This is a genomic window from Sulfuricurvum sp. IAE1, assembly GCF_004347735.1.
Classification (GTDB): Bacteria; Campylobacterota; Campylobacteria; order Campylobacterales; family Sulfurimonadaceae; genus Sulfuricurvum.
On sequence record NZ_SLTI01000007.1, the window covers coordinates 115,356 to 127,836 of the forward strand.

Consider the following 12,481-nt stretch of genomic DNA (forward strand, 5'->3'; position numbering starts at 1 on the left):
CGTTTAGCGTCCCCGACGGCTTTCGCCGTGGTGGGTGCGGTTTTCCCGTTTCTGCGGTTCCCTGCGCCCGCCTTGCGGCTTCTCCCCCTGCGGCTTGGAACGAGGGGCGTTGCCGCGCCCTCCCCCGCCGCCGCGTCCGCCGCGTCCTTGCTGTATCGGTTCGGCTTTGATGGAGGGATCAGGTTCAAACCCTTCGATGATGCTGCGTTCGAGCTTGCGGTTGATCAGTTTCTCGATCCCCTTGAGGTAGTCGTATTCGTCCACGCACACCAGCGATACCGCTTCTCCGGCATTTCCCGCCCGTCCGGTACGTCCGATGCGGTGGACGTAGTCCTCGGCGATGTTGGGAAGTTCGAGATTGACAACATGCGGGAGCTGGTCGATGTCCAGGCCCCGCGCAGCGATATCGGTCGCAACGAGGATTTTCACCGCACCGCTCTTGAAATCGGCCAGCGCCTTGGTACGGGCATTCTGGCTTTTATTCCCGTGGATCGCCGCGGCACTGATCCCGATTTTACCCAGATAGTCGGAGAGCTTGTTCGCCTGGTGCTTGGTGCGGGTAAATACGAGTACCTGTTCCCATTTGTTGTCGGCGATCAGTTTCCCCAGCAGCGCGCTTTTGCGCTTGCAATCGACAAGGATCACACTTTGGCGGACCAGTTCGCTGGAGGTGTTGCGGCGGGCCACCTCAACAACGGCGGGGTTACGGAGGATCGATTCGCACAGTTTTTTGATCTCATCTGAGTAGGTCGCTGAAAAAAGGAGGTTTTGCTTTTTGGGCGGCAAAATGGCGATGACGCGGCGGATGTCGCGGATAAATCCCATATCGAGCATCCGGTCGGCTTCGTCGAGGACGAACATCTCGACGTGGCGCAGATCGACCGTTCCCTGCGAGACATGATCGAGCAGCCGTCCGGGAGTGGCGACAAGGATGTCGACGCCGTTGCGCAGCGTCGTGATCTGCGGCTGCATCCCGACGCCGCCGAAAATGACGGCACTTTTGAAGGGAAGGTATTTCCCGTATGTTTTGACGCTCTCCCCCACCTGCGCGGCGAGTTCACGCGTCGGGGTGAGGATCAGAACCCGTACGTGGCGTGGCCCTTTGGCAGGTTTGTTGCGGGCCAGAAGTTCAAGCATCGGAAGGGTAAACCCCGCCGTTTTCCCGGTCCCCGTCTGGGCGCCGGCGAGCATATCCCGTCCTTCAAGAATATAGGGAATCGCCTGGGCCTGTACGGGGGTCGGTGTTGTGTAGCCCTCTTCGGCAACCGCTTTAAGTATCGGTGCGGAAAGGTTAAGTTTGGTAAATGACATTGGGTTTTGAGTTCCTTTAGGTGTTGGAAAGCGGAGAACAAGTGCAGAGATCAGAGAGCTTTACGGATTTTCCGTTTATTAGGCGTATTATAGCCAAAATCTTGGCTATTCGCTCACACAGCGGACGTGGGCTTCTTCGCTTTTGGGGACGGTGGCGACCGAACCGAGCTTGAAACCGACCACATACGCTTCCTGGGAACTAAGCGTATCGGATGTCCAGTAATACCGATGCATCATCGGCCCGAAAAATTTCATGTCGACGGTAGGGCGGAAGCGGGAGTAATCGACGATTCCGTAAAGTTCGTCCAGGGTCGGAAGACGCCAGCTGCGATTGTGCAACGAGAGGTTCGAACACATCTCTTCGGCTTTTTCGAACGTATATTTGAGTCGTTTGTCGGTCGCATCGAACGCATGCCACAGCAAAGCGTTTTCCCGATCAAGGGTCCCTTCGGCAGTCAGGACGTAATCACGTTGGCGCAGCTTCTTCGGAACGTCGGTGCATGCCGCGGCAATCCGTTTTCCAGGAGGGGAGAGGGTGATGTTGCGCTCTTTGGGATAGAAGGCATATCCCACCGTCGCGATGATCCCGCCGTCCCCTTCGCTGCCGCTGCCGATGACGGTATTGTCCGAAGGACCCTGGTTTGCCGACCAATAGCTGAAATTTTCTCTAAACGCACCCCCGCGCGGCATGGCGAAGAGTTCGCCGATCTCCATCGCCCTCCAGCCGGGCCCGAGTTCCCGGCAATATTTGATCGCCTCTTCCTGCGTCAGGGTTTCGGTAGCGGAAAAACGGTTTTCGGCCTGGGCACACAGGGCGATGCCGAGCACCCAGCCAAGATTAACAATCCGCACAATAACCCGCCAGCAGGCCGTTACGCAATTTTTCGCACGCCTCGCGTCCGACCAGTTGTTTGACGATGGCCAGACCGAAGCAGATCGCCGTTCCCGGGCCGCGGGAGGTCATAACGTTACCGCTCGTCACGACGTCGTTTTGCGGAGTAAATCCGCCCGTCTTGATTTCGGATTCGATCCCGGGATAACAGGTGTAGCCCTCTTTGAGCACGCCCGCCGCTTCAAGGGCAAACGGAGCGGCACAGATCGCCCCTATCCTTTTTCCTTTCGCATCCATCGCTTTGAGCAGCGCCTGAACCCGTTCATCGGCCGCAAGAGCTTTCGTACCGCCCCATCCTCCGGGAAGTACGATCATGTCGAGATCGTCCGCATCGATCCCCTGGATACTCCGATCGGCCTGAATCTCAATACCGTGGGCTCCTCTCACGTTCATCCGTTCATCCAGGGAAGCCAAAACGACCTCGATGCCCGCACGTCGCATCACGTCGATAACGCTGACCGCTTCAATCTCTTCGAATCCTTCGGCAAGGGGAACTAAAACTTTGGGCATGGGAGGTCCTTTGTCGGCTGAAATGACTTATCTCTCAGATATAGGGTGAATGATACAAAAAGAAAGTTACGGGGTCAAGCCCCGCCCTAAAGAAGGAAAAGAAGAAATTATTTCACTTTTTCGAGGTATTCGCCCTCGACGGTGTTGACTTTGATGATATCGCCTTCCAGAACGTGGTAAGGGACCTGAACGACCGCACCGGTTTCAAGGGTAGCCGGTTTTTTGGAGGCACTTGACGTATCCCCTTTGAAGTTCGGCGGAGTTTCGACGATTTTGAGTTCCATGATCTCGGGAGCATCGACGCTGATCGCTTCGTTATTGTGGAAAACCATCTGGACGTTCGTACCGTCTTTGATCCACTTCATCGCCTCTTCGCACTGATCGTAGGTCAGACCGAGCTGCTCGTAGCTTTCGTTGTCCATGAACTGAAGCATTTCGCCGTCGTCGTAGAGGAACTGCATCGTTTTGTGCGCCATGTTCGGCACTTCGAATTTATCCCCGGCATGAACCGTTTTTTCGATTACTTTGCCGTTTTTGAAGTTTTTGATTTTCATCCGGACGAACGCCGCCCCTTTTCCCGGTTTAACGTGTTGGAACTCCACAACTTTAAACGGGTTGCCGTCGATTTCCAGACGTACGCCCTTTTTGATATCACCCATACCGATTGTTGCCATTTTCTGATTCCTTGCGATTCTTTTATGGGCGAATTTTACCCGAAACGGCGACGAATTTCAAACCGGGTGTAACTTATGGTACACTATTCATCCGTTTGAGCGGTTTGTTCCGCCTTCATTTTAGTTTCGTCCAATACGCAAACGTGTATAATAATACTTATACATTTGATTATTAACACAAATAGTTACAAGGATAACCTTCATGTCAGCACTATCCCGTATCCTGTCCGCATCGCTGCTGCTTACCTCCTGCCACCTGCAGGCGGCGGGGCTGAGCTTGGGCGAAGCACTCGATATTCTGCACAAACAAAACCTCGAAATCAAAACGGCCGACCTCGATGCCAAGACGGCCGGAACCGACGTCGACATCGCCCGGGGTTACCACTTCGGTTCGCTGGACCTGACCCAGACGTTCAGCCGTTCCAACGACCCGAGCAACGTTTTCGGTTTCAAACTCAGCTCCCGGGAAGCGACATTCGGCGATTTCAGCGCCGACGAGTTCGTCGCCAACCAGATGGCGGGTGCGCCCGACCTTTACACCAAGCCCCCCAAACACCTCAACTATCCGGGCTACCATAACTATTTCCAGACAAAACTCACCTACATGCTCCCCGTTTATACCGGAGGCAAACTGAGCGCGTACGGCGACATCGCCGAAAAAATGGAAAAAATCAAAAAACTCGACGCCGAGCAGGTGAAAACCGAAAAAAGTTACGAACTGCGCAAAAGCTATTACGATATGGCCCTGCTCCAAAATAGCATCGACCACATGAGCATCATCCGTGACAACATCGCCACCCTTGAGCGGACGACACAGATGATGATCACCGAAGGGTATGCCAAAAAAGTGGACCTTCTCGAAGTGCAGGCGAAAAAAGCGAACGTCGAGCGGAGCCTGAGCGAAATGGAAGCGAACAAAAAGCTGCTGTACCATTACATCAGTTTTCTTCTCAACCGCGACGTGGCCGAAATCGAGCTTCCCCGCAGCGACTACCCCGCTTCGGCCGTCGGCGAAGACGATGTTCTCGCCCATAACATCGACCTTCAAAAAGCTTCCAAAGGGCTTGAAGTACGTGAAAGCATGGTCGATCTGGCCTATGCCCCTTTCCTCCCCCAGATCGGCGCATTCGCCGAAACCAGCACCGCGGACGACACCTTCGGCGGCGATTTCGGAGACCATAAGGGGTACACGTTCGGGGCCCGCCTGACCTGGAACCTCTTTAACGGGGGCGTCGACGGCGCATCGCTGGAAAAAGCGCGTATCGAGCGCCTCAAAACAAAAACGCAGGTCGAACTCGCCCGCAAGGGGATCGCTTTGCAATACGACAAGATCCGCACCGAAATCGAAAGCCTCAACGCGCAGGTGAGAAGCCTTGAAAAAGAGCTCGAACTCGCCAGCCAGATTTACCGAAATTACGAAGGTCGCTACCACGAACACCTTGCCTCGATGAGCGACGTCATCGTCAAACAGTCCCAGCAGATTGAAAAGGTATTGAACCTTCAAATGGTCAAAAACCAGCGCAACGAGCGTATTTTCGCCCTCGAAAAACTTAGCAACGGAGTCAAATAATGAAATTTCTCATCACTACGATCGCCCTCGCCTCTTCCCTCGCCGCAGCGGGACTGAACCTCTCTGGAAGCGTCATCAGCGACAACCAGAAAATGATCACAAGCCGTAACATGGGCTTCGTCACCAGCGTCAACGTCTCCGAAGGTTCCCGCGTCTCCAAAGGACAGCTGCTGTACACGATCGACTCGCGCGAAATCGATTCGGCCAAAACGCAGGTCGAGCTGGGGATCGCCCAGGCCGAACTCTCTTTGCAGATGTACCAAAACCAATACGCCAACCTGGAGTTGAACCTGGAGCGTAACCGCCGACTGTTGCAGCAGGACATGGTGAGTAAATACGAAGTGGAAAACCTCGAACTCTCCAAGAAAAACCTCCAGAACATGATCGCAATCGCCGAACGCCAGGTCAATCAGGCCAAGGCTCGCCTCAAAGAAGTCAATAACCAGTACAATTACCTCCGCATCACCGCCCCCAACAGCGGCGTGGTGATCTCCAAGAACATCAAAGTCGGCGAAATGGCAATGCCGGGGATGCCCGCGATCGTTCTGGCCGATCTGAACTCGCTCAAAATCGAAGTTGAAGTGGCCGAAAACAACCTCAAGCTCGTTCCCGTAGGGAAGCGGGTCAAAGTATCGATCCCCTCGGTCGGATACAGCGGTATCGGAAAAGTAAGCGCCATCATCCCCAGTTCCAACCCGATGACCCATACGTTCCGCATCAAGGTATCGTTTTCGGCCAAACAAACCGTCTATCCGGGTATGTACGCTACCGTCGAGATCCAGTAAGGGGTAGCCGATGCAACCGAACGCCTACCAGCCCAAAGATATTGCCGGAAAACTCGCCAAAGGGTTTATCCGCAATCCTCTCACCCCGATCCTAGGGGTATTTCTCCTCGTGATCGGCTACATCGCCCTCATCATGATGCCGCGCGAAGAGAACCCGCAGATGGTCGTGAGCGGTTCTACGGTCATCATCGCCCTTCCCGGCGCGACCGCCAGCGAAGTCGAGAACGTCATCGTCAAACCGCTCGAGCGCAAACTCAAAGAGGTCAAAGGGATCGAGCACATCCACGGGATGGCGATGGACAACGTCGCGGTGATCAACGCGGCCTTCTACATCGGTGAGGAAAAAGAGGACTCAAACCTCAAAATCTACGACAAGATCATGCAGAACATGAGTATCCTCCCCAAGGGGGCAATGCAGCCGATCATCAAACCGCTCGACATCGACGTCGACATCCCCGTCCTCTCGGTCGCGTTTTACGCCAACGATCCGAAAATGGACCCGACCGTCCTCTACGACCACGTCAAGGCGATCCAGCACCATATCAACGGCCTTCCAAACGTCGCCGTCACCGATATCAAAGGGGCCAAAAAACACCAGTTCAACGTCCTCGTCGACATGAACCGCCTCGCGGGCTACAACCTCTCGCTCGGACAGATCGTCATGGCGACCCAGTCTCTGGCCTACAACGTTCCCGAAATCAAGGGTAAAACCGAGAAAAACGAAATCGTCATGATCGGCGTGCGTAACGCGATCGAAAACGTCGAAGACGTCGGAAACATCATCGTCGCCCAATACGGCGGATCGGCCATCTACCTGCGTGACGTCGCCACCGTCACCGCCGGAAGCGATATCCAGAACTTCAAATCGGCCCTCGTGACCGTACGCGGCGAAGACGGGAAATTCTCACCGCTCAAAGACCAGGTCACCCTCACCGTTTCGAAGCTCCAGGGGACCAATGCGGTCGTCATCGCCGATTCGGTCAAAGAAGAACTCGAAAAGTACAAAGAACAGATGAAAAAAGAGGGGATCAGCTACGTCATCACCCGCAACGACGGCGAACGGGCGAACGAAGCGGTCAATGAACTCGTCTTTCACCTGATCCTCTCGATCGTCATCATCGCCGTTTTGCTGATTTTCGTGCTGGGGTGGCGCGAATCGCTCATCGTCACCTTCACCGTTCCGGCGATCCTGGCGATCACGCTGTTCATCGCCTACATCACCGGACAGACGGTCAACCGGATTACCCTGTTCGCCTTTTTGCTGAGTCTGGGGCTGCTGGTGGATGCGGCGATCATCGTCATCGAAAACATCCATCGCCATTTCCACTCCGCCCACGCGGCCGACCAGGATGCCGACGAACTGATGATCGAGGCGACCGACGAGATCGGTGCGCCGACGAACATCGCCACGCTGGCGATTATTCTCACCATGGTTCCGATGGCGTTTGTCGGGCAGATGATGGGGCAGTTCATGAAGCCGATCCCCGCCAACGTCCCCGTCGCGCTGATCGCTTCGCTCTTCGTAGCCTATATTTTCACCCCGTACCTTGCCGTGCGGCTTCTTAAAAAACCCGACCATCACGCAGAGGTTCACTGATGTATAAAAAATTTGAAAATTATCTGCTTTCTATCCTCAACGACCCCGCCAAAAAGAAAAAGGTGCTGTGGGGAACCCTCGGGGCGTTTGTCTTTTCGGTCGCGCTGATCCCCACGGAACTCGTTCTGGCAAAAATGCTTCCGGGGAAAAACAACGACACATACAGTGTCTACATCGACCTGCCCGGCGGAAGTTCGATCGAGCAGACCCGCGAAGTGAGCGAATGCGTCGTGGGCGTATTGCAAAACGAACCCGAGGCATTGGACGCCGAAGTATTCCTCGGAACGGGTTCGCCGCTTGATTTCGCGGGACTCATCAAAGGTTCACATTTCAAAAGCAGCGAAAACGTCTCCGAAATCGTCGTCAACCTCACCAAAAAACACGATCGCGACGAGCCCTCCTACATGATGGTGCAGCGCCTGCGCCCGGTGATCGTCAAAGAGTGCGAGAACCTCTATCCCGGAACCAGCATCAAATTCATCGAGCCTCCCGCAGGCCCTCCGACCATGGCCGCCGTCGTGGCCGAAATCTACGGAAACGACACCCAGGGGATTCGCCACCTCGCCGAACGGGTCAAAGGGGTTTTCAAACAGACCGAAGGGCTCGTCGACATCGACATCATGCAAGACGAGATCTACGACAAGTTCGAAGTGCGGGTCAACACCGACAAAATCAGCCTCTCCGGCCTCGACGTCAAACACGTCAACGACGTCTTGTACCTCGCGTTCGAGGGGATGGGGGTCGCCGTCAAGAATTCGCAGAAAGCGACCGACCAGATCCCTATTTTCCTCACATTGACCCCCGAGGGGAAAAAATTCGCGTCACGCGACAAAACGGCGATCGAATACAAACTCGCCGGACTCAAGCTGATGAACCAGATGGGAATGATGGTCCCGATCACCGAAGTGGTGGAGATCGTACCGGTCAAATCCAACCCGATGATCATGTCCAAGAACCTGCACCAGATGACCAATGTCCTCGCCGAAACCGACATGGTTTCGCAGGTCTACCCGCTCATGGATGCCCGCAACGTTATCCTCGATACGTTTGGGGACGAGTACGAAATCCGTAAAATCGGCCTTTTCAATCTCGAACTGACCGACAAAAAAACGGGGAAAATCTACGAACTGCTCTGGGACGGCGAAATGGAAGTCACTCTCGACACCTTCGTCGATCTCGGAGGTGCCTTTATCGCCGCGCTGGTGCTGATCTTCTTGCTGATGGTGGTTTATTACAAAAGCTTCGTACTCAGCGGCATCGTGCTCCTGGGCAGTTTTCTCTCGATCATCGGGGTCATCGTGGGACACGGCATCGTCGATCTCTTCACCGCCGATACCTTCTTCCTCACCGCGACGTCGCTGATCGGTTTCATCGCCCTCATCGGAATCAGCTCGCGTAATTCGCTCCTGCTTATCGATTTTACCAAATCGCTTATGGTCGATAAAGGGATGCATAAAAAAGAGGCGATCGCCTATGCGACGGCAACGCGTGCCAAACCGATTTTCCTGACCGCAGCGGCGATCATTCTCGCATCGACGCTTCTGGCCAGCGACGCAGTATTCGGAGGGCTTGGCGTTTCACTTATTTTTGGTACAATAGCGGCAGTCATCGCATCCTTGGTCGTCGTACCCGTCCTGATCGACAATTCCGATCTTGAACGCCATTTCGATTTCAAGGAGCGCAAAGCAGTTTCGATTATGGAGCCATGATTGTCCACCTTTTCGCCGGTCGTCAAACTTACCGATAACGTCATGAATACGCTGCTGGAAGTAGCGAACGAACAGGGGATTTCGGCCGATGCTTTCGACTTCGACCTCCTGTCGTATACGACCTATTATCAGGGGACGGTCGACGAGGAGTGGCAGCTTCTCAAAGGCAAAGACCTCCTGACCGAAACGACCGAAATAGAGATCCGTTCGAGCACCTTTTTACTCCGTCAGGAATATCAGATCCGTATCCGCGAAGCCAAACCCCACCCCTTGCTCAACCTTCGCTTCAGCCTTGCCAGCGACAAATACAAAAGCAAAGTCGTCGCCATCATCGATCCCAAATCGGTCATTCCTCTCAAAAAAGGGGTCCAGGACTGGATCAAGGAAGCGTTCCGAAACCGTCAGCTCCGGCACGGCTTCCTGATCGGACTGTACGAGCAAAATCTTGACAAAGAGATCAACCGGCTCCTCCTCAAACTTCAGAAAGAGGGGGGGCTCAATGCCCCCTACCGTCTCCCCGTCGGCGAGTTTTATCCTCCCGTACCTCCGGTGGACGACAAAGTGATCCTCCATTACAAAAACCTCAAAAAGAACAACAGCATGATCGAGGGGATTCATCCCGGCGATTTGCTGCTCGAATACATCCTCCCGAAAAACGGCCTCGACGGCAGGGGATGCGACGGGCAGCATATCGCTATGCCCGAGCCCCTCATACGCCACGCGGGCCTCATCATGATCGATGATAACACCATCGTGACCGAACAAGATGAAAGAAGCGTCCGTTTCTACGCCAGCGTTTCGGGATACCTCCAGCGCAAGCAGGGGGTTTTCAGCATCTCCCAGGAGTTGCAGATCGAAGCGGCCTCGATGCGCAAAACGGGTTCCATCGAAGCGGGAACGGACAAAGAGATCTCGCTGAGCATCAAAAAGAAAGAGGCGACCGAAGATTCGGTCGGTACGGGGGTCAACATCGACGTCCAGAAGCTCAAAGTGAGCGGTACCGTCGGTGCCAACGCCAAAATCCAGGCATGCGAGCTCCATATCGGTGCGCAAACCCACAAAAAATCGGAGATCCAGGCAACCGAAACGGCCAATATCCATCTCCATCGGGGCAATCTCAAGGCCAAAGAGGCGATCATCGAAATTCTTGAAATCGGAAAAGTCGAAGCCGACATCGTCCGGGTCAAAAAAATGGTGGGGGGAGAAATAATCGGCCGCATCGTCGAAGTCGAAACCCTCTATTCGAATGCGAAAATCACCGCGCTCGAATCGATTACGGTCGAAACGATCGAAGGGGACGGGAATAACCTGATCATCAATCCGCACGCGATCGAAACCTACCACAACAAGATTGAATCTCTCGAACTCGATATCCGCACCAAAACTTCCCGACTCCAACAGCAAAGTAAAGAGCTGATCGCCAAAGAGGTCGCCTTTAAAGAGAAAAGCAACCGGATCACAGTATTCCAGCAACGGATCAAAAATGCCGTCCAAAGCGGTAAGGCACCGATGCGTGCCGATATCGTGCGGCTTCAACAGTACCGTGTCGAAGCCGAAAACCTCAAGCACGAGGAAGAGAGGCTGAACAAAGACAACGAGCATCTCCATGCCCTGCGTGAAGAGCTCGAAAAACTCTACGAAGCGGACCTGCACGCGACCATCACCCACCACGGAGTCTACGACGGCCATACACGGGTCAGTTTTATCGATTCCAAAACCTCCGAGGAATACGCGCTTACCCCGCAGGGTAAAGCGACCCACATCCGTTTGCGGCTCGAAGGGGACGAAAAACAGCTCCTCGTAGAATCCTAAAACGATTCATCTCGTTTAAACAGCGTCTCGTAGTTTTATCTTTTTGGGGTAAAACTCTTGCATGAAATTATCCGACCTCACTTTTACCACCCCCTATCTGGATCTCGATCCGATTTTTTACCATGAGACACCCCCCTCTCCGCTCAAAAATCCGAGACTCGTCAGCTGCAATCCCGACGCGGCACGTCTTTTAGGACTCTCGCCCGATACCCTGGAAGCGGCAGAACTCGTGTCGCTCCTTAACGGTCGGTTCCTCCCGGATGGAGCCCGTTATTACGCGATGTGTTACGCGGGGCACCAGTTCGGCCACTACGTCCCGCGCCTGGGCGACGGGCGCGCGATCAACCTGGGCAAAACAAAAGGGTGGAACCTTCAGCTCAAAGGTTCAGGGCAAACCCTCTATTCCAGACAGGGGGACGGAAGGGCCGTGTTGCGCTCTTCGATCCGGGAATATCTCATAAGCGAGGCGATGGCGGGTCTTGGGATTCCCACCTCGCGGGCTCTGGCCATCATCACCTCCGATGAGCCGGTGGCGAGGGAGCGGTGGGAAAAAGGGGCAATCGTTCTGAGGATGGCCCCCTCGTGGATACGCTTCGGAAGCTTCGAGTATTTTTTTCATTCGAACCGTCACGCCGAGCTCGAAAAGCTCGCCGATTTTTTGCTGAACGAATCGTTCCCCGAACTCGCACACGGCGAAGAGCCTTACGTCGCGATGTTCGGCGAAATCGTCCGGCGTACCGCCGAACTCATCGCACAGTGGCAATCGGTGGGGTTCAACCACGGCGTCATGAACACCGACAATATGTCCTCCGCGGGGATCACGATCGATTATGGCCCCTTCGCGTTTATGGATACGTTCGAGAGCGGCTATGTCTGCAACCACACCGATACCTACGGCCGCTACAGCTATGACAGCCAGCCCGGGATCGGCTTGTGGAATCTCCAGCGCCTCGCCCACGCCCTCTCTCCCCTCATACCGCAGGCGAAACTCGAAGAATCTCTGCAACATTACGGGACATGGTTCACTGCGAAGCTTATGAAACTCTTACGCGCCAAGCTGGGGCTTGAAGAGCCCCGTGAAGACGATCCCGAACTCTTCCGATCGCTGTTTCGCATCCTCGAAAGCGGTCGGGTGGATATGACTCCATTTTTTCGCATCCTCAGCCGTTTTGACGGTGAGCGCGAAACACTCCTTGCCCTCACTCTCACCCCCGACGAACTCAACGTCTGGCTCGATGCCTACGAAGCAAGACTCGCCGATAACAGCGGCACGACGGCGCAGCGGCACCGGGAGATGCTCCGCACCAACCCCAAATACGTTCTGAAAAACCATATCCTCCAAGAAGCGATAGAAAAAGCCGAGGAAGAGGATTTTACGCTCGTAGAGAGCTTGCTTCAGCTCGCCCGCGACCCGTACGGGGAACATCCGGGATTCGAACGTTTCGCGCGCCCGACGCCCCATAGCCTGACGAATCTCAAACTGAGTTGTTCGTCGTAATCGTTCACGCCAAAACTGATTATTTTCTCATCATATTGCTTCCACTTTGCCCCGCATCGTCGAATCGACCCGATTCGGCATCTCTAGTTATAACGGTTTTGTCCGTAACCGCGGTGTAATAAT

10 protein-coding genes are annotated in these 12,481 nt (G+C 54.6%); 6 read left to right on the plus strand and 4 right to left on the minus strand.

What is annotated here, in order from left to right; translation table 11 throughout:
- Positions 1-3 precede the first annotated feature (3 nt).
- The 4 genes from E0765_RS01180 to efp all read right to left on the minus strand — a co-directional run bounded on the left by E0765_RS01180 (position 4) and on the right by efp (position 3,387).
- On the minus strand, positions 4-1,311 hold the full coding sequence (locus E0765_RS01180; RefSeq protein ID WP_132811387.1) for a DEAD/DEAH box helicase: 1,308 nt from the start codon (positions 1,309-1,311) through the stop codon (positions 4-6).
- 105 nt (positions 1,312-1,416) lie between these two features.
- Positions 1,417-2,163, minus strand: coding sequence for a DUF1566 domain-containing protein (locus tag E0765_RS01185; RefSeq protein WP_132811388.1), 747 nt, complete (start codon positions 2,161-2,163; stop codon positions 1,417-1,419).
- The gene (locus E0765_RS01190; RefSeq protein ID WP_132811389.1) at positions 2,150-2,713 is read right to left on the minus strand and encodes a DJ-1 family glyoxalase III; all 564 of its coding nucleotides are present in this window, start codon (positions 2,711-2,713) and stop codon (positions 2,150-2,152) included. Before E0765_RS01190 ends, E0765_RS01185 begins: the two co-directional genes overlap by 14 nt.
- 107 nt (positions 2,714-2,820) lie before the next feature.
- Positions 2,821-3,387, minus strand: a complete 567-nt coding sequence (gene efp / locus E0765_RS01195) for an elongation factor P (protein ID WP_132811390.1) — start codon at positions 3,385-3,387, stop codon at positions 2,821-2,823.
- A 202-nt stretch (positions 3,388-3,589) separates the two neighbouring features.
- Here efp and E0765_RS01200 point away from each other — a divergent pair, with 202 nt between their 5' ends.
- The 6 genes from E0765_RS01200 to E0765_RS01225 all read left to right on the plus strand — a co-directional run bounded on the left by E0765_RS01200 (position 3,590) and on the right by E0765_RS01225 (position 12,358).
- Positions 3,590-4,957: a TolC family protein gene (locus tag E0765_RS01200; RefSeq protein ID WP_132811391.1), complete on the plus strand. Its 1,368-nt coding sequence runs from the start codon at positions 3,590-3,592 to the stop codon at positions 4,955-4,957.
- Positions 4,957-5,742 carry an efflux RND transporter periplasmic adaptor subunit gene (locus tag E0765_RS01205; protein WP_132811392.1) on the plus strand — a complete coding sequence of 262 codons (786 nt, stop codon included), beginning with the start codon at positions 4,957-4,959 and terminating at the stop codon, positions 5,740-5,742. The genes E0765_RS01200 and E0765_RS01205 overlap by 1 nt, the downstream gene beginning before the upstream one ends.
- A gap of 10 nt (positions 5,743-5,752) precedes the next feature.
- Positions 5,753-7,339: an efflux RND transporter permease subunit gene (locus tag E0765_RS01210; protein WP_132811393.1), complete on the plus strand. Its 1,587-nt coding sequence runs from the start codon at positions 5,753-5,755 to the stop codon at positions 7,337-7,339.
- The gene (locus tag E0765_RS01215) at positions 7,339-9,048 is read left to right on the plus strand and encodes an efflux RND transporter permease subunit (RefSeq protein ID WP_132811394.1); all 1,710 of its coding nucleotides are present in this window, start codon (positions 7,339-7,341) and stop codon (positions 9,046-9,048) included. Before E0765_RS01210 ends, E0765_RS01215 begins: the two co-directional genes overlap by 1 nt.
- Entirely contained in the window at positions 9,049-10,860 is a 1,812-nt protein-coding gene (locus E0765_RS01220) for a flagellar assembly protein A (RefSeq protein WP_132811395.1), read from the plus strand. It begins immediately after the preceding gene.
- A 61-nt stretch (positions 10,861-10,921) separates the two neighbouring features.
- Positions 10,922-12,358 (plus strand): YdiU family protein, encoded by a 1,437-nt coding sequence (locus tag E0765_RS01225; RefSeq protein ID WP_132811396.1) that lies wholly within the window; start codon positions 10,922-10,924, stop codon positions 12,356-12,358.
- Positions 12,359-12,481: the final 123 nt, after the last annotated feature.

Excerpts from the sequence above, each read along its gene's own strand:
- E0765_RS01180 (WP_132811387.1), bottom strand. The coding sequence starts at position 1,311 with ATGTCATTTACCAAACTTAACCTTTCCGCACCGATACTTAAAGCGGTT.
- E0765_RS01190 (WP_132811389.1), bottom strand. The coding sequence starts at position 2,713 with ATGCCCAAAGTTTTAGTTCCCCTTGCCGAAGGATTCGAAGAGATTGAA.
- efp (WP_132811390.1), bottom strand. The coding sequence starts at position 3,387 with ATGGCAACAATCGGTATGGGTGATATCAAAAAGGGCGTACGTCTGGAA.
- E0765_RS01200 (WP_132811391.1), top strand. The coding sequence starts at position 3,590 with ATGTCAGCACTATCCCGTATCCTGTCCGCATCGCTGCTGCTTACCTCC.
- E0765_RS01205 (WP_132811392.1), top strand. The coding sequence starts at position 4,957 with ATGAAATTTCTCATCACTACGATCGCCCTCGCCTCTTCCCTCGCCGCA.
- E0765_RS01210 (WP_132811393.1), top strand. The coding sequence starts at position 5,753 with ATGCAACCGAACGCCTACCAGCCCAAAGATATTGCCGGAAAACTCGCC.
- E0765_RS01215 (WP_132811394.1), top strand. The coding sequence starts at position 7,339 with ATGTATAAAAAATTTGAAAATTATCTGCTTTCTATCCTCAACGACCCC.
- E0765_RS01225 (WP_132811396.1), top strand. The coding sequence starts at position 10,922 with ATGAAATTATCCGACCTCACTTTTACCACCCCCTATCTGGATCTCGAT.